Origin of the sequence: Mycobacterium mantenii (assembly GCF_010731775.1) — a bacterium.
Classification (GTDB): Bacteria; Actinomycetota; Actinomycetes; order Mycobacteriales; family Mycobacteriaceae; genus Mycobacterium; species Mycobacterium mantenii.
Genome location: NZ_AP022590.1, coordinates 240,604 through 265,826 on the forward strand (window position 1 = coordinate 240,604; position 25,223 = coordinate 265,826).

Annotated in this window: 24 protein-coding genes and 1 pseudogene; 9 read left to right on the forward strand and 16 right to left on the reverse strand. The window is 67.9% G+C overall.

The annotated features are described in order from the left end of the window. Position 1: 1 nt before the first annotated feature. The 12 genes and pseudogenes from G6N50_RS01200 to nicT form a co-directional block, all read right to left on the reverse strand. The gene (locus G6N50_RS01200) at positions 2-265 is read right to left on the reverse strand and encodes a HypC/HybG/HupF family hydrogenase formation chaperone (protein WP_083098301.1); all 264 of its coding nucleotides are present in this window, start codon (positions 263-265) and stop codon (positions 2-4) included. A gap of 3 nt (positions 266-268) precedes the next feature. Continuing rightward, a complete protein-coding gene (locus G6N50_RS01205; RefSeq protein WP_083098304.1) occupies positions 269-766 on the reverse strand; it encodes a hydrogenase maturation protease in 498 nt (165 codons plus the stop codon). Positions 767-781: 15 nt separating this feature from the next. Then, positions 782-901 (reverse strand): DUF6893 family small protein, encoded by a 120-nt coding sequence (locus G6N50_RS29985; protein ID WP_372509891.1) that lies wholly within the window; start codon positions 899-901, stop codon positions 782-784. Next, a pseudogene (locus tag G6N50_RS01210) lies at positions 889-2,245 on the reverse strand (hypothetical protein). The gene G6N50_RS29985 and the pseudogene G6N50_RS01210 overlap by 13 nt, the downstream one beginning before the upstream one ends. Beyond that, the gene (locus G6N50_RS01215) at positions 2,242-2,904 is read right to left on the reverse strand and encodes a DUF6084 family protein (protein WP_083098310.1); all 663 of its coding nucleotides are present in this window, start codon (positions 2,902-2,904) and stop codon (positions 2,242-2,244) included. The pseudogene G6N50_RS01210 and the gene G6N50_RS01215 overlap by 4 nt, the downstream one beginning before the upstream one ends. After that, a complete protein-coding gene (locus G6N50_RS01220; RefSeq protein ID WP_083098313.1) occupies positions 2,901-3,545 on the reverse strand; it encodes a DUF5947 family protein in 645 nt (214 codons plus the stop codon). Before G6N50_RS01220 ends, G6N50_RS01215 begins: the two co-directional genes overlap by 4 nt. Further along, positions 3,542-4,480: a NifU family protein gene (locus G6N50_RS01225; RefSeq protein ID WP_083098316.1), complete on the reverse strand. Its 939-nt coding sequence runs from the start codon at positions 4,478-4,480 to the stop codon at positions 3,542-3,544. The genes G6N50_RS01220 and G6N50_RS01225 overlap by 4 nt, the downstream gene beginning before the upstream one ends. 3 nt (positions 4,481-4,483) lie before the next feature. Then, a complete protein-coding gene (locus G6N50_RS01230) occupies positions 4,484-6,283 on the reverse strand; it encodes a nickel-dependent hydrogenase large subunit (protein WP_083098319.1) in 1,800 nt (599 codons plus the stop codon). Positions 6,284-6,385: 102 nt separating this feature from the next. Further along, on the reverse strand, positions 6,386-7,441 hold the full coding sequence (locus G6N50_RS01235) for an NADH-quinone oxidoreductase subunit B family protein (protein WP_083098322.1): 1,056 nt from the start codon (positions 7,439-7,441) through the stop codon (positions 6,386-6,388). Positions 7,442-7,700: 259 nt separating this feature from the next. Beyond that, positions 7,701-8,492 carry a hydrogenase nickel incorporation protein HypB gene (gene hypB / locus G6N50_RS01240; RefSeq protein ID WP_083098324.1) on the reverse strand — a complete coding sequence of 264 codons (792 nt, stop codon included), beginning with the start codon at positions 8,490-8,492 and terminating at the stop codon, positions 7,701-7,703. Between the two features lie 28 nt (positions 8,493-8,520). Next, positions 8,521-8,856, reverse strand: coding sequence for a hydrogenase maturation nickel metallochaperone HypA (locus tag G6N50_RS01245; protein ID WP_083098327.1), 336 nt, complete (start codon positions 8,854-8,856; stop codon positions 8,521-8,523). 102 nt (positions 8,857-8,958) lie between these two features. Further along, positions 8,959-10,071, reverse strand: a complete 1,113-nt coding sequence (gene nicT / locus G6N50_RS01250; protein WP_083098330.1) for a Nickel transporter NicT — start codon at positions 10,069-10,071, stop codon at positions 8,959-8,961. Between the two features lie 156 nt (positions 10,072-10,227). Here nicT and G6N50_RS01255 point away from each other — a divergent pair, with 156 nt between their 5' ends. Further along, positions 10,228-10,719 carry a Fur family transcriptional regulator gene (locus G6N50_RS01255; RefSeq protein WP_232068861.1) on the forward strand — a complete coding sequence of 164 codons (492 nt, stop codon included), beginning with the start codon at positions 10,228-10,230 and terminating at the stop codon, positions 10,717-10,719. Between the two features lie 2 nt (positions 10,720-10,721). On the opposite strand, the gene mtr is transcribed toward G6N50_RS01255, so the two are convergent. Together mtr and G6N50_RS01265 are read right to left on the reverse strand one after the other, a co-directional pair. Beyond that, entirely contained in the window at positions 10,722-12,101 is a 1,380-nt protein-coding gene (gene mtr, locus G6N50_RS01260) for a mycothione reductase (RefSeq protein ID WP_083098334.1), read from the reverse strand. Between the two features lie 4 nt (positions 12,102-12,105). Beyond that, positions 12,106-13,146: an alpha/beta hydrolase gene (locus tag G6N50_RS01265; protein WP_083098371.1), complete on the reverse strand. Its 1,041-nt coding sequence runs from the start codon at positions 13,144-13,146 to the stop codon at positions 12,106-12,108. A 204-nt stretch (positions 13,147-13,350) separates the two neighbouring features. On the opposite strand from G6N50_RS01265, the gene mqo reads away from it, so the two are divergent. The 8 genes from mqo to G6N50_RS01305 all read left to right on the forward strand — a co-directional run bounded on the left by mqo (position 13,351) and on the right by G6N50_RS01305 (position 24,039). After that, positions 13,351-14,781: a malate dehydrogenase (quinone) gene (gene mqo, locus G6N50_RS01270; protein ID WP_232069032.1), complete on the forward strand. Its 1,431-nt coding sequence runs from the start codon at positions 13,351-13,353 to the stop codon at positions 14,779-14,781. Positions 14,782-14,908: 127 nt separating this feature from the next. Then, positions 14,909-15,379, forward strand: coding sequence for a GNAT family N-acetyltransferase (locus G6N50_RS01275; protein WP_067838548.1), 471 nt, complete (start codon positions 14,909-14,911; stop codon positions 15,377-15,379). After that, positions 15,376-17,223 (forward strand): magnesium chelatase subunit D family protein, encoded by a 1,848-nt coding sequence (locus G6N50_RS01280; RefSeq protein ID WP_083098338.1) that lies wholly within the window; start codon positions 15,376-15,378, stop codon positions 17,221-17,223. Before G6N50_RS01275 ends, G6N50_RS01280 begins: the two co-directional genes overlap by 4 nt. Before the next feature lie 19 nt (positions 17,224-17,242). Then, positions 17,243-17,857 carry a cob(I)yrinic acid a,c-diamide adenosyltransferase gene (cobO, locus tag G6N50_RS01285; protein ID WP_083098374.1) on the forward strand — a complete coding sequence of 205 codons (615 nt, stop codon included), beginning with the start codon at positions 17,243-17,245 and terminating at the stop codon, positions 17,855-17,857. Next, the gene (locus tag G6N50_RS01290) at positions 17,854-19,251 is read left to right on the forward strand and encodes a cobyrinate a,c-diamide synthase (protein ID WP_163650937.1); all 1,398 of its coding nucleotides are present in this window, start codon (positions 17,854-17,856) and stop codon (positions 19,249-19,251) included. Before cobO ends, G6N50_RS01290 begins: the two co-directional genes overlap by 4 nt. A 9-nt stretch (positions 19,252-19,260) precedes the next feature. Next, positions 19,261-20,466 (forward strand): uroporphyrinogen-III C-methyltransferase, encoded by a 1,206-nt coding sequence (gene cobA / locus G6N50_RS01295; RefSeq protein ID WP_083098343.1) that lies wholly within the window; start codon positions 19,261-19,263, stop codon positions 20,464-20,466. 33 nt (positions 20,467-20,499) lie between these two features. Continuing rightward, positions 20,500-22,092, forward strand: a complete 1,593-nt coding sequence (locus G6N50_RS01300; protein ID WP_083098346.1) for an MFS transporter — start codon at positions 20,500-20,502, stop codon at positions 22,090-22,092. Between the two features lie 189 nt (positions 22,093-22,281). Then, positions 22,282-24,039 (forward strand): proline--tRNA ligase, encoded by a 1,758-nt coding sequence (locus G6N50_RS01305; protein ID WP_083098348.1) that lies wholly within the window; start codon positions 22,282-22,284, stop codon positions 24,037-24,039. Here the strand turns inward: G6N50_RS01305 and G6N50_RS01310 are convergent. Both G6N50_RS01310 and G6N50_RS01315 read right to left on the reverse strand, forming a co-directional pair. Further along, on the reverse strand, positions 24,036-24,482 hold the full coding sequence (locus tag G6N50_RS01310) for a ferritin-like domain-containing protein (RefSeq protein WP_083098351.1): 447 nt from the start codon (positions 24,480-24,482) through the stop codon (positions 24,036-24,038). The genes G6N50_RS01305 and G6N50_RS01310 overlap by 4 nt on opposite strands. Continuing rightward, positions 24,479-25,009 (reverse strand): hypothetical protein, encoded by a 531-nt coding sequence (locus G6N50_RS01315; protein WP_083098354.1) that lies wholly within the window; start codon positions 25,007-25,009, stop codon positions 24,479-24,481. Before G6N50_RS01315 ends, G6N50_RS01310 begins: the two co-directional genes overlap by 4 nt. Positions 25,010-25,223 lie beyond the last annotated feature (214 nt).

Below are 25,223 nucleotides of genomic sequence, written 5' to 3' on the forward strand. Positions count from 1 at the left end.
GTCAACCCGCCTCCGAGGAAGCGGTGTCGGTGCGGCCCCGGCCCATCAGCTCCAGGCCGGCCATGGCCTGTTCGGCCCCGGCCTGATCCGTCTTCTCCACGACGAAGCCCATGTGAATGATCACCCAGTCGCCCGGTGCGAACGTCTCCTCCGGCAACATGCCGACGTTGACCTTGCGCTGTTCGCCGGTGACGTCAGCCAATGCGAGCTGCCCCTCGAAACCGTCCAACATTCCGATGATCCGCCCGGGTATGCCCAAACACATGGCTCAGTCCTCCTTTTCGGTCACCGCAGGTGTCGCCCCGTGCAACGCCGCGACGATCTCTTCGACCGCCCGCGCCGCGCGGGGAACTGCCTGCGCGACCGGTTCGGTCAGGCCGATGCCCTCCTCGATGCTGCCCGCCTCGCAACCGACGACCACGGTGTAGGGCGGATGGCCGCCCAGCGCGCGCAGGCTGGCGAACACCGCGGCAGGATCCATGCTGTGACCGTCCAGGCCGTTGTTCTCGGGTGACGAATCGTGGTCGGCCTGAAAGACGTGCAATGTGCCGGGATGGCCCTGGCTGGGCACGGCGTCGACAAGAACCAGCGCGGCCCACTCCTCGAGCAGGTCATAGGCCAGGTGCATGCCCCTGATCCCGTAGTCGATGACCTGGACCGTCGGATCATCTGGGGGCAGTTCGGCGTTACGGACCACTTCGGAGCCGAACCCGTCGTCCCCCAGGAAGATGTTGCCTATCCCGGCCACCAGGATGCGCGCTGTCATGGTGGTACCCGTCGGTTACATCCGCCTCAACTTGAGATAGCGGCGCGCATCCGGCACGGATACCACGCCGAGTGCCAGCGCGACCGCGGCCACCAGCGCGATGATGGCGATGAAGATCCAACCTAGGATTTCCATGGTGAACTCCTTTCAGGGGCTTTTGCTGTGCTGCGATTGCAGCGGCTCGATTTCGTCGGGGGAGAAGTACAGGTAGCGGCCGTACCAGTCGTGCAGGTCCGCAGCCGGGTCCTCATCGACAACGACGCCGACGTGCTTGTTGCCCTCGACATCCTCGTGCACCGACGTGACGCGGGCGGTCTTGTCGGCGACGAAGATGTCCTGCGCGTCTGCGTTGCGCCGTGGCCGCAATCGGACCTTGCTGCCCCGCGCTATCCGGACCCCATTCACCAGGACGGCGTCGATTTCGGGCCGGACGGCGTTGTCGGCCAATGGATCCCACCAATCCACCCCGGCGGGAATCTCGGGCACCAGGCCGGCGGACGCCCCGAGCGAGTGCGGATCGCGCAGCACGCCGTGCAGCCGGGCCATCGCCTCGGGTGACATGGCGTCACATTCGTCGATGATGCGTGCGGCCCGCGGGTCGGTCGCCCGGGCCTGCGCCTTCTCTTCGTCCGTCATGGTCATGACGCGCAGTGTGAGGATCTCGTCGATCTCCGTGCAGTCGTACAGGGCGGTGTCGCTCTGCTCGGCGACCTCGGGGTGGTCGTAGAGGATGATCGGTGAGATCAGCAGCATGTCGTTGGCGCCCGGCGGGCCGGCCAGCACCGGGAAGCAGCGCTGCTGGCGGCACTTCGACACCGCTTCGGTCGCCGCCTGCGGCGGCTCCAGCAACGAAATGAACTGGCCGCCAATCACTTCGGCAATGATGTGCGTGCCGATCATCGATCGTGCGATGGCGTCCTCCTTGTCGCGGGCGGGCGCGCCGGCGTTGCTGATTCGCACCGAAACCCGCTGAAGGTCGCCGTCGGGCTCGCTGGCGACGGTCATCGCGCCCCACACCTCCTGCCGTTGGCGCACCAGGCGTCCGCCGTCTAGGTATTCGACGTCGCTCGACGCGTCCGCCGCCACCGACAGCGTCCGTTGCCGGCCGTCGAGCGCGATAGGGCCGAAGGACCTTTCACACTCCACCGCTTCGTCCCAGGTCAGCCACGACCCGGCGGGGGTCCTCAACTCGTCGACGGGCTCGAAGTCGCCATCGCCCGTTGTCCGCTCGGCCCGCCGGTGCTGCAACTGCAGAAAACGCACCACCAGTGTCACCGCCGGTGCGCCGTCGACCACGAACTCCGCGGACAGCGTGTCGTCCTCGCCGAGCCCGGCTGCGGCGGCCCCCGGTGGACCCAAAACTCCAAACTGCCAACGTGATTGGTTCTTGCTCGACGTCCCTCGATACGGGTAGAGCAGGTATCCCTCGTAGAGCACGGCGTCGGCGACGGCGCGGGCCCGATCCCAGCTCGATGTCATCGCGTCACCTCCCGATCCACGGCGGCGTCCAGCAACGAGGTGATCGTATGATCGAAGTCGAGCATGCCGTGCGCCGATTTGTATCCGGCCAGTTCCGCGATGGTCTCGTGGCTCAGCCGGATCCAACCGCTGTTGGGATAGTGCTGCGCGATCAGGTCGCGCCAGACCGTCACCGGCATGTCGTAGCGGTCTTCGCAGTCCCACGACACCTGCTGAACCGAGAAGCCGCGCTCGGAGTTGACGAAAATCGTTCCGCTGAACAAGAACTGCAGCGGCACCGTGCCACCGCGCAGCGCGTGCAGATATTTGGCGGCGGCGACCTCGAAATCGTAGGTGCAATCCATGGGCAGCGCCGCGGTGGTGCTGCTGCCGGTGAATCCCGGCACCATCGCGGCGCAATGCTGCCAGAGAAAGGTGCGTTGGGTGCTCGCCCAGCGCTCACGGCCGCCGAACAGGTCCATCAGCCCGGCCGCTTCGTCGTCGGAGTAGGACCGGCGCAGCGGCTCGATCCGGACCTGGCAGCGCAGGGCGATGGCATGCACCGGCTCTTCGCCGCTGCTGGTGACGTCGATGCGGGCGGTCAGCAGCGGGCTGACGGTGTACGGCTCGGCCGTCACGTCGCGAACCGCGAAATCCACGTTCATCGGCGGGCCGTTCATCGCGGTGCCCTCACCGCGCGGGCGGCGAGCCGGTCGAAGAAGCCGTCGATGAATTCGCGTGCCTGCTGGCCGCCGTCGAAGCCGTGCCACAGCAGGCGCAGGCGCCCGACGAATTCGTAGCAGGCGTCGATCGGCACCAGATAGGTTTGCGGCTCGGCCAATTCGCCTTCCTGGCGGCCGTCGGCGACCCGGACGAGCAACGCCTCCACGTCGTCGGCCAGCAGGCCGACCCGCGGGTCGGCGCCGCGGATGGTGTCCCACACGTCCATATCCAGTTCGGATTCGGTCGCCCCGGCCGGCCCGGGATAGAACGCGACGGTGTGTCCGAGAGCGGAGTTGGTGAAGAAGAAGGCGACGCCGACCGGAATCTGCAGCGCCTCCCACACCAGGCGATCCAGCGCGAAGTCTGGAAACGACAGGTACCGGTCCGGCACCGCGCGGTAGCGCAGGTCGGCTGCCGAGTCGGTGAACAGCAGATAACAGGCGCGGCAGACGCACATGAGCTGGCGGCCGGCCACATTCACCACGTGCTGATGCTCGTCGGCGATCGGCTCCGCGCACATCTCACAACGTTCGCCCGCCGGTGCCGGGGCCGCCCGGTTGCTCCGAATCCGGCTGAGCACGTCGAAAGGAGTGCTCATGCCGACGCCCCCATCGGTTCGCCCAGCGCCACCGACGGCACCCCATCGCGAAGCAGCAGGGGCAGCGGCTCGAGATGGGTTCCGTTCGGGCCGGCACCGGCGTGCACGACGTCGAACTGCGTGCCGCAGCGCGGGCAGCCCAAGTGCGTCTCGCGCAGGTGTGCACCCGCCAGCGAGTCATCGCACACCGGGCAATGGTCGCGGTACGCCAGCGGCAGGTCGCCGACTCGGCACACCAGCAGCGGGATGTCTGACACCAGGAAGCCCGCCACCTCGCCGGGCGCCAGGTCGCCCACCGCGGGCACCGGGTGCCAGCCGGCGGCGTGCCCATTCGACTTCACGTGCGCCATCAGCGATTCGGCCGGGATCACGGCGGCGGCTTGCACCACCGCCGCCGTGACCACCTCGATCGAAGTGATCTCCGGTGCGGCCGCGCGGACCGCGTCCTGCACGGCCAGCTCCAGCGTCACCGCCGAGGACGGGCAGCTCTTACAGCTGCCGGTGAACGCCAGCCGCACGGTGAACTCGTCCGGGCCTCCACCCGGGACGACCTCGAGCAGGTCGACGTCTCCGCCGTGCGAACCCAGATAGGGCCGCACCCGATCCAGCGCGTCGGAGACCCTGCGGTGCACGTCGTGCGGATGCAGGCCGTGGACCAGGAGCAGGCTGGCCACCAGGTCGTCGGTGGCCAGCCGCTCGGCTAGGTTCCCGCCGGGACCGGCATCGCCGGCCATCCGCATGATCCGCTCCAGTCCGGCGCCGTACAGTGCGACGACCTCGCGAACCAGTTGCTGCGCACGGTCATAGGCGGCGGATCCGCCTGCTGCACAGGAGTCCAGCAAGGTCTGAATCCGATCGCCCGCCTCACGCCACTGCGCTTCTCTGTCTGGAGTTTCTGGACGAGTTTCGAGGGCCTTGTCCGGGCGATCCGCCATGTGTCACTCCCCGACGGGTGACTGGGTCGGCGTGTGCAGTCTGTCCAGGGACTTGCCCTTTCCCAGGTACATGTGCACACCGCAGGGCAGGCACGGATCGAAGCTGCGCACCGTGCGCATGACGTCGATGCCCTTGAAGTTCTCCCGGCTGTTCTCCTCGAAAATCGGTTGGCCCTGCACCGCATCCTCATACGGGCCCGGTGTGCCAAAACTGTCGCGCGGGTTGGCATTCCACGGCGTGGGCGGGTACGGGTGATAGTTGGCGATCTTGCCGTCCCGAATCACCAGGTGGTGGCTGAGCACGCCGCGCACCGCCTCGGTGAAGCCGCATCCGATGGCCTGGTCGGGCACCTCGAACTTCTCCCACGTCTTGGTGCGCCCGGCGCGGATCTCCTCCAGGGCCTTTTCGGCGAAATGCAGCGCGCAGGCCGCGGCGTAGGCTTGGAAGTAGGTGCGCGCCCGGTCGCGTTCGATCGTGTTGCTGCCGTATTTGGGGATCTGCCACTCCAACTCGACGGGCCCCTTCAGGGCCGTCTTGGGCAGATTGATCTTCACGCTGGTGCCGGTCGCCTTGACGTAGCCGATGTCGACCAGGCCGGCCAGCGCCGTCGACCACAGCCGGGCCAGCGGCCCGCCGCCGGTGTCCAGGGCCAGGTGGTCCTTACCGTCGAACCAGCGCGGCGACATCACCCAGCTGTATTTGCCCCCGTCCATGTCGCGCTTCTGCGGGTGCGGGTTGGTGTGCTGGTTCCACGGGTGGCGCCGGTCCACCGCGTTACCCAGCGGATCGGTCTTGACGAACATCTCCTGATCGGTCCAGTCGTCGTAATACGAACTGCCCAAAAGGATTCGGATGCCGAGGTTGATGTCCACCAGTGAGTGGGTGACCAGCTTGCCGTCGACCACCACGCCCGGGGTGACGAACATCGCGTTACCCCAGCGCTCCATGTCCTTGTATTCGAAGTTGCACACCTCGGGGTCCTGGAAGGAGCCCCAGCAGCCCAGCAGGGTGCGGCGCAGCCCGACGTTCTCGTAACCGGGCAGTGCGGTGTAGAAGAAGTCGAACAGGTCGTCGTGCATGGGCACGACTTTTTTCATGAATTCGACGTAGCGCATCAGCCGGGTCATGTAGTCGGTCATCAGCTGGATGGTCGCGACGGTGCCGACCCCGCCGGGGTACAGCGTCGAGGGGTGCACGTGCCGGCCCTCCATGAGGCAGAACATCTCTCGTGTCCACCGGCTGACCACGAGCGCTTCGCGATAGAACTCACCGGAGAACGGGTTGAGCGAACGCATGATGTCCGCGATCGTCTTGTACCCGTGCGCGTCCGCATGCGGTGCCGGTGTCTTCTCGGCCAGCGAGAGCACACTCGGGTTGGTCTCGGCGACCATCTTCTCGCAGAAGTCCACGCCGACCAGGTTCTCCTGGAAGATGTTGTGGTCGAACATGTATTCCGCTGCCTCACCGAGGTTGACGATCCACTCGCCCAGATGCGGAGGCTTGACCCCATAGGCCATGTTCTGCGCGTAGCACGAGCAGGTGGCGTGGTTGTCGCCGCAGATGCCGCAGATGCGGCTGGTGATGAAATGGGCGTCGCGAGGATCCTTGCCCTTCATGAAGATCGAGTAGCCTCGGAAGATCGACGAGGTGCTGTGGCACTCGACGACCTCTTTGTTCTCGAAGTCGATCTTGGTGTAGATGCCCAGGCTGCCCACGATCCTGGTGATGGGATCCCAGGCCATGTCGACCAGTTGGCCGGGTTCCCGTGTGGCGTGGGTGGGTTCAGGAATGATGGTTGTCATCGCGCTACTTCTTCCCGCTGTGGCTGCTGTCCGCGTTGGCTGATGCGGCGACGGCTCTTCGTCTGGAACTGGAGGAAGGAGCGCGCCCACCCGGTAGGTGACCTACCAGGTGCGGCGCGCTCCGGTGGTGAGTTTGTCGCCGTTGTGGCGCCACCGCGGCTCTTTGTCGAGGGTGCGTTCCGTGATACCCCTCAGACTGCGAATCACGGATCCGTACAAACCCGACGCGGTGCTCGAGATCTTGCCGCCCGGCGGTTCGTCCATGAACGGCATGAATTTGTCGGGGAACCCGGGCATGGTGCAGCCAATGCAGATGCCACCGACGTTGGGGCAACCCCCGACACCGTTGATCCACCCCCGCTTGGGCACGTTGCACTTCACGACCGGCCCCCAACAGCCAAGTTTGACAATGCATTTCGGTGAACCGTACTCGGTGGCGAAGTCGCCCTGCTCGTAGTAGCCGGCCCGGTCGCACCCCTCGTGCACGGTGGCGCCGAACAACCACTGGGGGCGCAGCGCGTCGTCGAGCGGGATCATCGGCGCCTGACCGGTCGCCATATAGAGCAGGTAGGTCAAAGTCTCCGAGAGGTTGTCCGGCTGGATCGGGCAGCCGGGAACGCACACGATCGGAATGCCCGCCTTGCTCTTCCAATCCCAGCCCAGATAGTCGGGCACTCCCATCGCCCCGGTCGGATTGCCGGCCATCGCGTGGATGCCCCCGTAGGTGGCGCAGGTCCCGACCGCCACGATCGCGGTGGCCTTGGGCGCCAGCCGGTCGAGCCACTCGCTGGTGGTCATCGGCTGGCCGGTGGCCGGGTCGTTGCCGAACCCGCACCAGTACCCCTCGTTTTTGATCTTCTCGTTCGGGATCGATCCTTCGACCACGAGCACAAAGGGTTCCAACTCGCCGCGGTCCGCTCTGAAGAACCACTCCAAGAAGTCGTCTGCCCCTCCGTTGGGTCCGCATTCGAAGTCGATCAGGGGCCAGTGCACGGCGACCTGGGGGAGTCCGGGCAGGGCTCCCAGGGCGATCTCCTCGACGCTGGGTTGGGTGGCGGCAGTCAACGCCACCGAATCACCGTCACAACTTAGGCCCGCGTTAATCCATAGAACATGGATCAATGTTTGTTCTGCCTTGACTGCTGCTTCTGTTGGCATGCTGCAGCTTTCCGGAGCCGGGCTGGGGCTCCTGCGCCGCCGGAGTCGACCGTCGGCCCACTTGCGCAGCGCTATTTTTTGGGTCTACTCCCGCTATCGTGCGTTGTCAACGGTTCGCCGTTACTCGCTAGTAGTCACGTGTTGTATAGCATCGAAAACGCATGTAGCGCCTGGGTGATTCGCCGCGTCCGGCCCGACCACCGCCGCGGTGGCCGTCTTGCAAATGCTTCGCAGGAGGGGGGTCCGCGTCGCGCGCCGTTCAGGCCCCCTCCGCGGCGAAGCGCCGCAGCCAGCCGAACCAAGCGCCCATGCCGTCCCCGGTGCGGGCGCTCAGCGGCAGAATCGTCGCCGCCGAATTGACCTTGCGCACGTGCGCGATGTACGTGTCGACGTCCACGTCGAGGTGCGGCACCAGGTCAATCTTGTTCAGCAGCACCACATCCACCGACCGGAACATCACCGGATACTTCAGGGGCTTGTCCTCGCCCTCGGTCACCGAATACACCATGGCCTTGGCGTGCTCGCCGACGTCGAACTCCGCCGGGCAGACCAGGTTGCCGACGTTCTCGATGACCACCAGGTTCAGTGCGGAAAGGTCGAGTCCGGGCAGTGCGCGGTTGACCATCGGAGCATCGAGATGGCACTCGCCGCCAAACCCATTGCTGGTGTTGAGCAGTGACACCTGGGCGCCCCGGCCGCTGAGCTTGGCCGCGTCCAGGTCGGTGGCGATGTCGCCCTCGATCACCCCGATCGCCAGCTCGCCGGCGAGTTCGTCGAGCGTGGCCTGCAGGATGGTGGTCTTGCCCGATCCCGGAGAGCTCATCAGGTTGAGGGTGCGCACGCCGTTGCTCTCGAACGCCGCCCGATTGGCGTCGGCGAGCAGATCGTTCTCGGCGAAGATCGCCTCTAGCACGTCGATGCGCTGACTGCCGGTCTGATAGCTGCTGTGATCGCCGTGCCCGTGCTCGTGCTCGTGCTCGTGCTCGTGCGGAGGGTGATCGTGCTCGTGGGCGTGCACGGTTCCGTCGTCGTGCCGATGAAATCTACCCATCATCAACGCCTTTCACGAGACATCTCTTTCACGAGACATCCAGGGACGTCACCAAGAATTCGTTGCCGCGCAGCACCTCGACGTCCGAACTGTCGCATTGCGGACACCAGATCGACCACGGCGAGGTGATTTCCGATTGCCCACCGCAGGCGCGGCACCTGACTTCGGCGCCGACGCACTCGAGTTCCAGTTCGGCGTCCGGCATGTCCTCGGCGTCGCGGACCAGTGTCCAGCAGAAGGACAGCGACTCCGGCACCACCTGACGAAGGGCACCGACCCGCACCCGCACCACGTCGACGTGCCGGCCGTCGGCGTGATTCTTGACGACACCGGCGATCGCTTCGCACAGCGACAGCTCGTGCATCGCCGATCACCTGCGATCCGCGGGCAGGGCGCGAGCCAGGGAGCCCATGAGCACTGTTCTACACCCGAACGGCGGTCAGCGTCGGCCTCTAGCCGTTTCGGCTTACGACGTCCACTTGTCTTCGATGCGCCCGTAGCGCCAGACGAGCAGGGCCACCGCCCACGTGACGACGAACATGCCGACGATCACGTAGCCGATCGCGTTGAGGTCCAGCCCGCCGATCCAGCGCCAGAACGCGCCCCGCCAACCGAACTGGTCGGCGAACAGGACGAGGAGTTCGATACTGCCGATCACCCACGCGACCGCCACCGACAGCGCGGTGATGGTGATGTTGTAGTAGATCTTGCGCACCGGATTGGAAAAGGCCCAGCCGTAGGCGAAATTCATGAACGAGCCGTCGATGGTGTCGAGCAGGCACATGCCGGCGGTGAACAGCACCGGCAGGCACATGATGGCGTACCAGGGCAGCCCGGCCGCGGCGCTGGTGCCCGCCAGCACCAGCAGCGCGATCTCGGTGGCGGTGTCGAAGCCGAGCCCGAACAGCAACCCGACGGGATAGCAGTGCCACGACTTGGTGATCGACTTGGTGAAGCGCCCGAGCAGCCGGCTCATCAGCGCCCGGTTGTCGAGGTGACGCTCGAGCTCGGCTGCGTCGGTTTCGGGATCGTATTCGCCCCGGCGCAGCCGCGCGAAGACGCGAAGTATGCCGATCAGGACGATGACGTTGATTAAGGCGATGGCATAGAGGAACACGCCCGAGACGCCGGCCCCGATCAGGCCGGTGTAGCGGTGCAGCGCCGAGGAGTCGTCGCTGACCGGGCCGACGACCGTCTTCACCCCGCACGCCAGCAACACCGCCAGCCCGAACACCACCGAGGAATGGCCCAGCGAAAAGAAGAAGCCGACGGCCATCGGGCGCTGCCCGTCGTTCATCAGCTTGCGGGTGGTGTTGTCGATGGCGGCGATATGGTCGGCGTCGAAAGCGTGGCGCATGCCCAGGGTGTAGGCCGTCAAACCGATACCGACGCCAAAAGCCTTGCCGCCCAAGCTGTATTGCGCCGGCGCCACCAAAATGATCATGGTGAACCAGCCCAGCAGGTGCAGCGCGACGATCACCGCCAGCATCGCTGCCAGTCGCCACCACTCCGCCCGCGTCAGGGTGCCAAGAAACCTGGTCGGCCGTGAGGGCCGCCAGTCGATCTCGGAATTGGCCACTGGGTCCTTCCGGCGCGTCCTTGCGGTATCGGGCTGAGAGCAACCGGCATGACTGTAGATTCCCCGGCTCGCCAGATGCAAGCGAGTTGCAGGATCGCGGGGCCCCGATCGGGCCGAGGGCTGGCGATCCCGCCGCTGCGGCGCGACACTGAACCGGTGACGCCCAAGCCGTCGGCACCGGATGCGTCGGTCACCGAGAGGATCGGCGAAATTTTGCGCGCCCGCGGGCTGCGCCGGATGTCGTCGCGGATCCAGGTGCTGGCCGTGCTGGAGCCCGTCGACGGTCACCTGCCGGTCGCCGAGATCCACCAGCGGTTACGGGATTGCATTCCGCCCGGTGCCCATGCGCCCGACGTGGCGACCGTCTACCGCACGGTCACCACCCTGGTCGATCAGGGCGTGCTGCACGCGCTGACGCTCAGCGGCGGCGTGACGACCTACGGGCTGGCCACCGCGCCGCATCACCACGCGGTATGCATCAAGTGCGGCACCATCATCGAAGTGCCCGCCCGGCGATTGAGTTCGGCGCTCGAACACGCGATGGCGGGCAGTTCCTTTGCGCTGTCGGAGGCCGCCGGGCTGACGCTGCACGGCCTGTGCCCGCAGTGCCAAGACGGCAAGCCCGACGCTCGGCCGCGCCGGCGCTGAGCTCAGCGCAGACCCAGCAGCGCGTTCTCCACCACCTCGGGCAGTGCCGGATGGATCCAGTACTGGCCGCGGGCCATTTGGTGCGCGGTCAGCCCGAAACTCATCGCCTGGATCAACGGCTGAATGATCGACGAGGCCTGATGGCCCATGATGTGCGCACCCAGCAGGCGCCCGGTACCGCGATCGGCGATGAGCTTCACGATCCCGGTGGTGTCCTCCATCGCCCAGCCGTAAGCGACGTCGCCGTAGTCCTGGATCTTCGTCGAAATCTTGAAACCCTGTGCGATGGCTTCATTTTCGGTCAACCCGACGCAGGCGATCTGGGGATCGGTGAACACCGCCGACGGCACGTAGCGATGGTCGGTGACGGCCATCGCGCCGGTGTCGTCCCAGTCGCACAGCAGGTTGTGCTGCACGACGCGCGCCTCGTGGTTGGCGACGTGCTTGAGCTGATACGGCGACGAGACGTCGCCGAGGGCGAAAACCCCACGCGCCGTGGTTCGCTGAAACTGGTCCACGGCCACCAGACCGTCCTCGACGGCGACACCGGCCTGCTCGAGGTCGAGTTGATCGGCGTTGGAGACCCGCCCGGTCGCCACCAGCAGCGCGTCGGCCTCGATGGTGTGGCCGTCGTCGAGTTGCACCGCGACGCCCGAACCGCGGTTCTCGGCGCCCACCACGTTGCGGTGGGTGTGCAGCTCCCATTTGCTCGAGGCGATGCGGGTGAAGCGCTTGCACAGGACGTCATCGCAATGCCGCAGCAACGCGGAGCCGCGGACTACCAGGGTCACCCGCGAGCCCAGCGAGGAGAAGATGTGGGCGAATTCGGCCGACACGAAACCGCCCCCGACGATCACCAGATGCTCCGGTAACTCGGCGATCCGCATGATCGTGTCGCTGGTGAAGTAGCGGGCGCCGCACTCGAGGATCGCCGGCGGCACCACCGCCCGCGCCCCCGCGGCGATCACCACCTGGTCGGCGGTGAACTCGTCGCCGGCCTCGGTGCGCAGCAGGTAGCGCCCGTCGGGCTGCACGGGACCGAACCGGGTGTGCTGCTTGTACACGTCGATGTTGGGTGCGGAGCTCCGATAGTCCTCACCGCCGACCCCGATCGGATCGATGCGCCCGAAGACGCGCGAGACGATGTCGTCCCAGCGCACCCGGTCGATGCGCGCGTCGATGCCGAAGCGCGCCGCATCCCGGATGGTCTGGGCGACCTCGGCAGCGTAGACGAACATCTTGGTGGGGATGCAGCCGACGTTCAGGCACGTACCACCGAAGGTGCCCTGTTCGCAGATCGCCACCCGCTTTTCGGCGAAGCGGTCATCGAGAATGCTGTTGCCCGAACCGGTTCCGATGATCGCGACGTCGTAAGTCTCCAAGCCGTCACCCCTTTCGCAGCGATGCCGAGGCGTCGTTGTCGGCGCGCAGGTAGCCGTCGAGCCAGAGATCCAGCTGCCCATAGGCGGTTTTGCGCGGCCCCTGCAGAGACAAGAACACGTCGTGTTTGGCGTCGGCCACCGGAACCACGGTGCTGCGGTTGCCGACACAGCCGGCCCAGCGGGCGATCTGGGTGACGTCGAGAACCGCATCACCGCACTGCATGGACGCGGAATCGGTGCTTTCGTGCACGCTGTGATCCGATCGCAGGATCAGATTCGGCACGCCGACGTCGAGACCGCGATGCAGCCGGGCCTGGCCGCGGCGGACGGCGTGCAGCCAGCCAAAGGTGATGGGGAAGCCGCCGACGGGTTTCCACTGCAGGTCGTAGTCGAATTCGCCGCCGTAGTCGCGGTGCAACGTGGTGCCGTAACCGCGCTCACCCGGGGACCGGGCCACGCCCTTGGACCGCACTCGAGACAGGCCGGCGATCAGCGCCACTGTCGCCGTGTGCCGCAAAATGGGCGGGCCGGGCAGCTCCAGAAACGGGCTGTTGAGCACCAGTCCGCCAATGCCGGCGTGCGCGGCCGCGTTTCGCCGGCGCAATCGGTCCAGCCACAACGACACGATGAGCCCGCCCGCGGAATGCCCGTACATCAGCACCTTCCCCGGATTGCCGGGCCGGCCGTCGGCCGTGTGCGCCCTGATGACGGCCAGCGCGTGATCGAGTTCGGTCTCGTAGTTCCTGAGGTCGGTGATGAAGTGCGGCGTCTGGCCGCCGCGCCGCGACCGGCCGCACTTGTGCAGGTCCAGCGCATAGAAGGTGAAGCCGCGAGCCGCGAAATGGTCGGCGAGCTCGGTGTGGAAAAAGTAGTCGGTATAGCCGTGCACCGCCAGCACCGCGTGCCCGGCCGGCGCCGCCCCGCGGCCCGGCCGTCCCGGTTCGGGTCCGCGTCGGATCAGGGTCGCGACGATGTCGCCCTCACCGGCCGGATCGGGGCCGAGCGCGAGGGTGCGCTGCCAATAACCGGGAAGGACATCGGGCACCCAGCCGGTCACTCCGCCGGTCACCCTGCCAGTCACGAGGCCAGCTTAGAGCTTTTGCTGGCCACGGGGCGCCGCACGTCGTTCGCGGCCACTTTGCCTCGGGATAACCTGGGGATCGGCCGAGTCGAGGGAAGGACCAACACGCCGGTGTCATCGCTAGCCAGAACCACGCGGACGGACGTCGTGCTGGTGGGCGCGGGCATCATGAGCGCGACGCTGGGAGCGTTGCTGCGCCGGTTGCAGCCGGATTGGTCGATGACTTTCGTGGAGCGCCTGGACGCCGTCGCCGCCGAGAGCAGCAGCCCCTGGAACAACGCGGGCACCGGGCATTCGGCGCTGTGCGAGCTGAACTACACGCCGCAGCGCCCCGACGGCTCGATCGACATCGGCAAAGCGGTGCGCATCAACGAGCAATTCCAGGTGACCCGCCAGTTCTGGGCCCACGCCGTCGAGAACGGCATCCTGACCGATCGGCGCTTCCTCACCGCGATCCCGCACGCGAGCTTCGTGCGCGGCGCGCAGCGCGTCGACTATCTGCGTCGCCGGCAACGGGCGCTGGCGTCCAATCCGCTGTTCGCAGGCATCGAATTGATCGACGACCACGACGAGTTCGCCCGCCGGTTACCGTTCATGGCGGCCAACCGCGACTTCTCCGAACCGACGGCGCTCAACTGGGCCGCCCATGGCACCGATGTCGACTTCGGTGCCCTGTCGCGACAGCTCATCGGATTCTGCGTGCGCGGCGGCGCGGCGGTCCTGTTCGGCCACGAGGTGCGCAACCTGTCCCGCCAGTCCGACGGCAGCTGGACGCTGTCGATCCGCAACCGGCGCACCGGCGAAAAGCGCAGTCTGAACGCCAAATTCGTCTTCGTCGGGGCCGGCGGTGATGCGCTGCCGCTGTTGCAGAAGTCCGGCATCGGCGAGGTCAGGGGTTTCGCGGGATTCCCGATCGGCGGCCGGTTCCTGCGCGCACGCAACCCGGCGCTCACCGCCGCCCACCGGGCCAAGGTGTACGGCGTTCCCGCACCGGGCGCCCCGCCGCTGGGTGCGCTGCATCTGGACCTGCGCTACGTCAACGGCAGACCGTGGCTGGTTTTCGGCCCGTACGCCGGCTGGTCACCGAAGTTCTTGAAACACGGGCATTTCACCGATCTGTTCCGCTCGGTGAAACCGGACAACCTGGCGTCGCTGCTCGGGGTGGGCGTCACGCAGCTTACGCTGCTCAGATATCTGGTCGGCCAGTTGCGGCTCTCCGGGCCGGATCGGATCCGCGTGCTGCGCGAATTCGCCCCCACCGCGGTGGGTTCGGACTGGGAGCTGACGGTGGCCGGCCAGCGTGTGCAGGTGATCCGGCGGGACAAACGCAAAGGCGGGGTGCTCGACTTCGACACCACCGTGGTGGGGGCCGCCGACGGAAGCATCGCCGGGCTGCTCGGCGGCTCCCCGGGAGCTTCGACGGCGGTGCCGATCATGCTCGGCGTACTGGAACGCTGCTTTGCCAACCGCTTTCAATCGTGGCTGCCCGCGCTCAAGGAGATGGTTCCGTCGCTGGGGACCACGCTGTCGGATGAGCCCGCGCTGTACGACGAGGTTTTTTCATGGGGAACGAAGGTGCTGGGGTTGGGCGTGTCATGACCGGCACCGACGAGGAAGCGAAGCGCAGGCATGAGGTGGGGGCACCTCCCGCTTGCGGAGGAGGAGCGCCGCAATTGAGCCGCGCCGACGACGATGCAGAGCGAAGCGATGAGGAGGAGCGCCGCAATTGAGTGAAGCACTGCGACGTATTTGGGCCAAAGACCTTGATGCCCAGACGCTTTACGAGCTACTCAAGTTGAGGGTGGAGGTGTTCGTCGTCGAACAGGCGATCCCGTACCCGGAGCTCGACGGGCGGGACCTGCTCGCCGAGACCCGGCACTTCTGGCTGGAAACGCCGGACGGCGAGGTGATCTGCACGCTGCGGTTGATGGAGGAGCACGCCGGGGGCCAGAAGGTGTTCCGGATCGGGCGGTTGTGCACCAAGCGCGCCGCGCGCGGCCAGGGCCACACCACCCGGCTGCTGCGCGCGGCGTTGGCCGAGGTGGGCGACTACCCGTGCCGGATCAACGCGCAGACCTATCTGGCCGACATGTACGCCCAGCACGGATTCGTCCGCGACGGAGACGATTTCCTTGACGACGGCGTTCCGCACGTGCCCATGCTGCGGCCCGGTTCGGGTTTGGCGGTGAAGCCGTGAAGCCCTACCCGTTCAGCGCGATCGTCGGCCACGACCGGCTGCGCCTGGCCCTACTGCTGTGCGCCGTGCGTCCGGAGATCGGCGGCGCGCTCATCCGCGGCGAGAAGGGCACCGCCAAGTCGACGGCCGTGCGCGGCCTTGCGGCGTTGCTGTCCGACGCCACCGGCAGCGACGCCGGCCTGGTCGAAATGCCGCTCGGCGCAACCGAAGACCGGGTGATCGGCTCGCTGGACCTGCAGCGGGTGCTGCGCGACGGCGAGCACGCGTTCTCGCCGGGCCTGCTGGCCCGCGCGCACGGTGGTGTGCTGTATGTCGACGAGGTCAACCTGCTGCACGATCACCTCGTCGATGTGCTGCTCGACGCCGCAGCGATGGGCCGGGTGCACATCGAACGCGATGGCATCTCGCATTCGCACGAGGCCCGGTTCGTGTTGATCGGCACCATGAATCCCGAAGAGGGCGAACTGCGTCCGCAGCTGCTGGACCGGTTCGGGCTCACCGTCGACGTGCACGCATCGCGCGACGTCGAGGTGCGGGTGCAGGTCATCCGGCAGCGGATGGCCTACGAGGCCGACCCGGACGGTTTCGCCGAGCGCTATGCCGACGCCGATGCCGAGCTGGCCCGGCGCATCGCCGCGGCGCGCGAGCTCGTCGATGATGTGGCCCTACCGGACAACGAATTACGGCGCATCGCGGCGCTGTGTGCGGCGTTCGACGTCGACGGCATGCGCGCCGACCTGGTGGTGGCCCGCACCGCCGTCGCGCACGCCGCTTGGCGCGGCGCGCCCAGCGTCGAGGAAGAGGACATCCGGGTGGCCGCCGAGCTGGCCTTGCCGCACCGGCGCCGCCGCGATCCGTTCGACGACCCGGGCATCGACCGCGACCAGCTGGACGAAGCCCTGGCGCAGGCGGGGTCCGACCAGGAGGCGGACCCCGATCCCGACCCACCCGGCGGCGGTCAGTCCACCGATACCGAACAGGATGCACCACAACAGAACTCATCGGAAAGCGGCGGCCCACAGCGGCCGAAGACCAGACCCAGCGCACCGCCGTCGAAGACCTTCCAAACCCGCGCGCTACGGGTCCCGGGTGTCGGGGAGGGGGCACCGGGACGGCGGTCGCGGGCCCGCAACGCCAGCGGCAGCGTCATCGCCGCCACCGACGCGGACGACACGAGTTGCGGAGGGCACGGACTGCACCTGTTCGCCACCCTGCTAACGGCCGCCGAGCGCGCCGGCGCCGGGCCGTTGCGCCCCCGGCCCGACGATGTGCGCCGTGCCGTGCGCGAGGGGCGCGAAGGCAACCTGGTGATCTTCGTCGTCGACGCGTCGGGTTCGATGGCCGCACGCGATCGTATGGCTGCGGTCAGCGGCGCCACGCTGTCCCTGCTGCGTGACGCTTATCAGCGCCGCGACAAGGTTGCGGTGATCACCTTCCGTCAACACCAGGCGCGGCTGTTGTTGCCGCCGACGTCGTCGGCGCATATCGCCGGACGGCGATTGGCCCGGTTCGATACCGGCGGCAAGACCCCACTGGCCGAAGGCCTGCTGGCCGCGCGTGAACTGATCGTGCGGGAGAAGGCGCGTGACCGGGCGCGGCGTGCCCTGGTGGTGGTCTTGACCGACGGCCGGGCCACCGCCGGCCCGGATCCGTTGGGCCGCACCAGAACCGCTGCGGCCCGGTTGGTCGCCGAAGGTGCCGCCGCGGTGGTCGTCGACTGCGAGACGTCCTTTGTACGGCTGGGCCTCGCCGGGCAACTCGCCCGCCAGCTCGGCGCTCCGGCCATCCGGCTCGAGCAGCTGCACGCGGATTCCCTGACGCGTGCGGTGCGCGACGCGGCCTGAGCGGAAAGGACAAGAGCTGATGCCACAAGGCGTTCCACTGCAAGTCCCCGATGACGGCCTGACCACGCGGGCGCGCCGCCACACGCCTGTGCTGGCCGTGCACACCGGCGCCGGCAAGGGAAAGTCCACGGCCGCATTCGGAATGGCGTTGCGGGCCTGGAATGCCGGGCTGTCGGTCGCGGTGTTCCAGTTCGTCAAAAGTGCCAAGTGGAAGGTGGGCGAGGAGGCGGTCTTCGCCCAGCTGGGTCAGGTACACGACCAGCACCAGATCGGCGGACCCGTCGAATGGCACAAGATGGGTGCGGGCTGGTCCTGGACCCGCAAGGCGGGCAACGAGGTTGATCACGCGGCGGCAGCGGCCGACGGCTGGGCGGAGATCGCACGCCGGCTGGCCGATCGCCGTCACGACTTCTATGTGCTGGACGAGTTCACCTACCCCCTGAAGTGGGGCTGGGTCGACGTCGACGAGGTGGTGGAGGTGTTGACGGCCCGACCCGGTCACCAGCACGTGGTCATCACCGGGCGCGACGCCCCGCAGCGCCTGATCGACGCGGCCGACCTGGTGACCGAGATGGCCAAGGTCAAGCATCCGATGGACGCCGGGCGTAAGGGCCAGAAGGGCATCGAATGGTGAGTGTTCCCGCGGTGGTCATCGCCGCTCCCGCGTCGGGCAGCGGAAAGACCACGGTGGCAACGGGTTTGATCGGTGCCCTGCGGCGGGCGGGGCGCACCGTGGCGCCGTTCAAGGTCGGCCCGGACTTCATCGATCCCGGCTACCACGGTCTGGCCGCCGGGCGTCCCGGCCGCAACCTCGACCCGGTGTTGGTGGGGGAGGGCCTGATCGGACCGCTGTACGCCCACGGCGCGCGTGGCGCGGACATCGCCGTGGTCGAAGGGGTGATGGGGCTGTTCGACGGCCGGATCGGGCCCGCCGCCGCGACCCCCGCGCCGGGATCGACCGCCCACGTCGCGGGCCTGCTGGGTGCGCCTGTCGTCCTGGTCGTCGATGCTCGCGGGCAAGGCCAGAGCATCGCCGCACTGCTGCACGGCTTTTCGACCTTCGACACCGCGACCCGCGTCGGCGGCGTGATCCTGAACCAGGTCGGGTCGGCCCGGCATGAGCAGGTGCTGCGGCAGGCCTGCGAGCAGGCCGGTGTCCCGGTGCTGGGCGCCATTCCGCGCACCGCCGAATTAGAGCTGCCGTCAAGGCATTTGGGTCTGGTCACCGCGGTGGAGTACGGGCAGCGGGCGCGGCTCGCGGTCCAGGCGATGACCGCTTTGGTCGCTCGCCACGTCGATTTGGCGGCGGTCGTCGCGGTCGCTGGAGGCCGGGCCGCGCAGCCGCCCTGGGATCCCGTTGCGGCAGTGGGGCAGACGCCCGGGGGGAGCGCCACCGTGGCGGTGGCGGCCGGGAAGGCGTTCAGTTTCGGCTACGCGGAACACGCGGAGCTGCTGGCGGCCGCCGGCGCCGACGTCGTCGAATTCGATCCGCTCATGGACGCGTTGCCCGACGGCACCGACGCGGTGCTGCTGCCCGGCGGCTTTCCCGAACAGTTCACAGCGGAGCTGTCGGCCAACGACATCGTGCGCCGGCAGATCAACGAACTGGCCGCCGCGGGGGCACCGATCCACGCCGAGTGCGCCGGGCTGATCTATCTGGTCTCCGAGCTCGACGGCCACCCGATGTGCGGTGTGCTGGCGGGGGAGGCGCGGTTCACCTCGCACCTGACCCTGGCGTACCGCGATGCCGTCGCCGTCGCCGACTCGTCGATGTATACCGCCGGCCAGCGGACGGTGGGGCATGAATTCCACCGCACCACAGTCACATTCAACGACGACTATCAGCCCGCATGGATGTACCAGGTCCACGACGCGCACCGCAACGACGGCCCCATGCGTGACGGCGCCGTGCACGCCGGTGTGCACGCGTCGTATCTGCACACCCATCCGGCCGCCGCGCCGGAGGCCGTGGCGCGGTTCGTCGCACACGCGGGCGCCCGGCTCCGCCGCGCCGGCGATCGCCACTAGGCTTGCCGGGTGACCGAGAGCGCCTACCTCGTTGGGCTGCGGCTGACCGGCAAAAAGGTCGTCGTGGTCGGCGGCGGCACCGTTGCCCAGCGCCGGCTGCCCCTGCTCATCGCCAGCGGCGCCGACGTCCACGTCATCTCCCGCAGCGCCACCAGGTCCGTCGAGGCGATGACGGGAATCACCCTGGCATTGCGCGCATACCGCGACGGCGACCTCGACGGAGCCTGGTACGCGATCGCGGCCACCGATGACCCCGAGGTGAACGCTGCCGTGGTCGCCGAGGCCGAAAGCCGCCGCATCTTCTGCGTCCGGGCCGACATCGCCGTCGAGGGGACCGCAGTAACACCAGCGTCTTTCGACTACGCGGGGCTGTCCGTCGGAGTCCTGGCCGGCGGCGAGCACCGACGGTCGGCGGCGATCCGCTCGGCCATCCGCGAGGCGCTGCAGACCGGGCTCATCACGCCCGACAGCCCGGTGAGCTCCGACGTCGTCAAGGGCGGCGTCGCGCTGGTCGGCGGCGGCCCCGGTGACCCCGAACTGATCACCGTGCGCGGCCGCCGCCTGCTGGCCCAGGCCGATGTCGTGGTCGCCGACCGACTCGCACCGCCGGAACTGCTGGCCGAGTTGCCCCCGCACGTCGAAGTCATCGATGCCGCCAAGATCCCCTACGGGAGGGCCATGGCCCAGGACGCGATCAACGGCGTCATGATCGAGCGCGCCCGCTCCGGCAGCTTCGTGGTGCGCCTCAAAGGCGGAGACCCCTTCGTGTTCGCCCGCGGTTACGAGGAGGTGCTGGCGTGCGTCGAGGCCGGCATCCCGGTGACGGTGGTGCCAGGTGTGACAAGTGCCATAGGAGTGCCGGCTTTGGCGGGCGTTCCCGTCACTCATCGGGCCATAAATCACGAGTTCGTGGTGGTCAGCGGCCATCTCCCACCCGGTCATCCCGAATCGTTAGTAAATTGGGATGCTCTGGCCGCGATGTCAGGCACGATTGTTTTGCTGATGGCCGTCGAACGCATCGAACTTTTCGCCGAGGCCCTCCTCAGAGGGGGTCGACCTGCGGATACGCCGGTATTGGTCGTTCAGCATGGAACGACCGCAGCCCAACACACTTTGCGGGCCACCCTCGCCGACACGCCCGAAAAGATCCGCGCCGAGGGTATCCGACCTCCCGCGATCATCGTGATCGGGGCTGTGGCAGCTTTCGGGCTTTAAACGGTTCTTAAGATTACTGTAAGGTAACCCTTTATGACGGCTCTCAACGATGCAGAGCGCGCGGTGCAGAAACTGGCCTCGGCGCGCCCCGATCGTCCGGCCCCGGTGAGCGCTGCGCTCCCGGCGGAGACCGCCTCCAAGCGCATCAGCAAGTACTACCCGGCGTGGCTGCCCTCTCGACGCTTCATCGCGGCCGTTATCGCCATCGGTGGTATGCAGCTGCTCGCGACGATGGACAGCACCGTCGCCATCGTCGCGCTCCCCAAGATCCAAAACGAGCTCAGCCTGTCCGACGCCGGGCGCAGCTGGGTGATCACCGCCTACGTGCTCACCTTCGGCGGCCTGATGCTGCTGGGCGGCCGCCTCGGCGACACCATCGGGCGCAAACGCACCTTCATCGTCGGTGTCGCGCTGTTCACCATCTCGTCGGTGCTGTGCGCGGTCGCCTGGGACGAGGCGACCATGGTCATCGCGCGGCTGTCCCAGGGCGTCGGGTCGGCCATCGCGTCGCCGACCGGCCTGGCTCTGGTGGCGACCACCTTCCCCAAGGGACCGGCGCGTAACTTCGCCACGGCGGTATTCGCCGCGATGACGGCGATCGGCTCGGTGATGGGCCTGGTGGTGGGCGGAGCGCTCACCGAGGTGTCGTGGCGGCTGGCGTTCCTGGTGAACGTGCCGATCGGCCTGGTGATGATGTACCTGGCCCGCACCGCGCTGCGCGAGACCAACCGCGAGCGGATGAAGCTCGACGCCACCGGGGCCATGCTGGCCACCCTGACTTGCACCGCGGCCGTGTTCGCCTTCTCGATGGGGCCGGAGAAGGGCTGGATGTCGATCACCACCATCGGATCGGGCGTGGTCGCGATGGGTGCCGCGCTGGCCTTCATCATCGTGGAGCGCACCGCCGAGAATCCCGTCGTCCCGTTCGACCTGTTCCGTGACCGCAACCGGCTGGTCACCTTCATGGCAATCTTCCTGGCCGGCGGACTCATGTTCAGCCTGACCGTGTGCATCGGCCTGTACGTGCAGGACATCCTCGGGTACAGCGCGCTGCGCGCCGGTGTCGGCTTCATCCCGTTCGTCATCGCGATGGGAATCGGTCTCGGCGTTTCCTCGCAGCTGGTGTCGCGGTTCTCGCCGCGGGTACTGACCATCGGCGGCGGCATCCTGCTGTTCTGGGCGATGCTGTACGGCTGGCAGTTCATGCACCGCGGGGTCGCCTACTTCCCCAACCTGGTGCTGCCCATCGTGGTCGGCGGGATCGGCATCGGCATGGCCGTCGTTCCCCTGACGCTGTCGGCCATCGCCGGCGTGGGCTTCGATCAGATCGGCCCGGTCTCGGCGGTCACGCTGATGCTGCAGAGCCTGGGTGGGCCGCTAGTGCTGGCCGTCATCCAGGCGGTGATCACTTCGCGAACCCTGTATCTGGGCGGCACCACCGGCCCGGTGAAATTCATGAGTGACGCGCAGTTGGGCGCGCTGGACCACGGCTACACGTACGGGCTGTTGTGGGTGGCCGGCGTGGCCGTCATCGTCGGCGGCGCGGCGCTGTTGATTGGCTACACGCCCGACCAGGTTGCGCACGCGCAAGAGGTCAAGGAAGCGATGGACGCCGGGGAGCTGTAGCTCACCGGGTTTCGTTCCGCACGCGTGCCGGGCCAAGGACCAAGTGGTGCTCGCCGGATCCGGTAGCGCCGGCGATATCAACATCCTGAAGCCTCGCATGGCCGCTGGCGCTGGCGCTCACCGCTGGGCCCTTGCGCTCACCGCTGGGCTTGGCGTCGCTGCTTACCCGACAAGTTAGGCTGGCCCGCTGTGATCACCCGGATGTCCCAATTGTTCTTGCGCACCTTGCGCGACGATCCCGCCGACGCCGAAGTCCCCAGCCACAAGCTGCTGATCCGGGCCGGCTACATCCGGCCCGTCGCGCCCGGGCTGTACAGCTGGCTGCCGCTGGGCTTGCGGGTACTGCGCAACATTGAGCGCATCGTCCGCGAGGAAATGAACGCCATTGGCGGGCAAGAGATCTTGTTCCCCGCCTTGCTGCCGCGCGCACCGTACGAGACGACCAACCGCTGGACCGAGTACGGCGACGGCGTCTTTCGGCTGAAGGACCGGCGCGGCAACGACTACCTGCTGGGCCCCACGCACGAAGAGCTGTTCACCCTGACGGTCAAGGGCGAATACAGCTCTTACAAAGACTTTCCGGTCCTGCTGTTCCAGATTCAGAACAAATACCGCGACGAGGCCCGGCCCCGCGCCGGGATCCTGCGGGTCCGGGAGTTCGTGATGAAGGACTCCTATTCGTTCGACATCGACGAGGCCGGGCTCAAGGCCGCCTATCACGCGCATCGGGAGGCCTATCAACGCATCTTCTCGCGTCTACAGGTGCGTTACGTCATCGTCTCCGCGGTGTCGGGCGCCATGGGCGGCAGCGCCTCCGAGGAGTTCCTGGCCGAGAGCGCGGTCGGTGAGGACACCTTCGTGCGGTGCCTGGAGTCCGGCTACGCGGCCAACGTCGAGGCCGTCGTCACCGCCCGCCCGGAGGCCCAACCCATCGACGGGCTGCCCGAGGCCGTGGTGCACGACACCGGCGATACCCCGACCATCGTCACTTTGGTCGACTGGGCCAACCAGGCGAACCTCGGCCGCACGGTCACCGCGGCCGACACGTTGAAGAACGTTCTGCTCAAGGTGCGCCAGCCCGGCGGGGACTGGGAGCTGTTGGCCATCGGGTTACCGGGCGACCGCGAGGTCGATGACAAAAGGCTGGGCGCGGCGCTGGAACCGGCCGAATACGCGATGCTCGATGACGCCGACTTCGCCAAGTACCCCTTCCTGGTGAAGGGATACATCGGCCCGAAAGCATTGCAGGACAACGGTGTCCGCTACCTGGTCGATCCGCGGGTGGTGGACGGCACCAGATGGATCACCGGGGCCGACGAGCCCGGCCGGCACGTCGTCGGCCTGGTGGCCGGCCGGGATTTCACGGCCGACGGCACCATCGAGGCCGCCGAGGTGCGCGACGGTGACCCCTCACCGGATGGCGCGGGCCCGCTGGTCTCGGCGCGCGGCATCGAGGTCGCCCACATCTTCCAGTTGGGCCGCAAGTACACCGACGCCTTCACCGTCGATGTGCTCGGCGAGGACGGCAAGCCGGTCCGCCTGACCATGGGCTCCTACGGCCTCGGGGTGTCGCGGATGGTGGCCGTCATCGCCGAACAACACCACGACGAGCTCGGGTTGCGCTGGCCGTCGGCGGTCGCGCCGTTCGACGTGCACCTGGTGATCGCCAACAAAGACGCGGAGGCCCGCACCGGAGCCACCGACCTGGCCGCCGAGCTGGACCGGTTGGGCGTCGAGGTGCTGCTCGACGACCGCCAGGCCTCACCCGGGGTGAAGTTCAAGGACGCCGAGCTGCTCGGCGTGCCCTGGATCGTCGTGGTGGGCCGGGGCTGGGCCGACGGCATGGTGGAGCTGCGCGACCGCTTCGGCGGCCAAACCCGCGAATTGGCGACCGGGCCGTCGCTGGCCACCGATATCGCCGCGGCCCTGCGCGACCAGCAGCGCTAGTCGTTGCCGCCGGGGAAGCTCGTCGTGATCGGCCAGGCGCCCAGCACGCGACTCCACCGGGCGGCCATGACCGCGCTCTGCACCAACGCCGTCGCGGCGAACGCGCGGTCCGCGCCAGTCTCCGCGTGCTCGGCGACCACGCGCCAGGCCCCCGCGCCGTCGTTCTCCATCCGCGCGGCCAGCCGCGCGGCGTCGGCCGGGCCGCCGACCACCATGGGCAGCTGGTAGCCGGCCGCGGCGATCGGCGCGGTCACTTTGCGGGCGTTCAACATCGCGATGACGTCGTCGCGGCGCTGGCGGTGTTGGGCGAGGGCCTCCACCACCATGTCGTTCACGCTGGGCGGTGACAGCGCGGACACGATGCCGTAGCCGTAGATCGTCGAATGCTCGATGGCCAGCGCGTCGCACAGGGCCGTGTTGTCGGCGTCCTTACCGGAGGTCATATCGACGGCCCCCCGGGCACCAGCGCAACCGTGTACGACGCCGTGCAGGACGCGGCGATCGAGGCGAGCAGCCCCGCCCGGTAGCCCGATTCCGTGCCCACCAGGCGACTCGCGCTGTCGGCCGAGGCGCGCAGCGCGTCGATCACGTCGGACACCGGCGGCGGGGGCGGTGGCGGCCCGGCCGGCCCGGCCTGGCTCGGGGTCGGCGTTTCGCTCGTGGGGGACGTGGCGAGCTTGCCGGCCGCGCGCGAAATCTCCGAGGACAACGCGCGGGCATGCGCGGCACGCTGGCTCGCCACCACCGTCAGCGCGGCGGCGACCTGCGGAGGGTTCCCGACGGCCGCCGCGGCGGCACCCGCCAGCGCGCTGTCGTGGCGGGCCTGATCCAACGGTCCCAGGAGTTGCTCGACGGCCGGGGGCTTGGGCGCGGACTTGCTGCAGGCGGAGACCACCGCCCCGAGCGCGACCAAAGCCACACCACCGGCGAGGACGTCTCGCCTGTTGACGAACGGAACTGCGCTAGGCACAAGGACATCCTGCCATCGGCGCGAAGGCGGCCGAGATGCCAGGACGCGATCACGCCGTCAACCGCAATTCCTGGCGTATCGTGGATAGCTGGTTCTCGCAGAGGGCAACCACCGACAGCAACGGCACGGGTGCTCCTCTGCCGGGACGTCGGAAGTCGCCTGCGAAACCATCGGGGCGCCGACATCCGCCAGATGACCGGACAACTCAAGATGA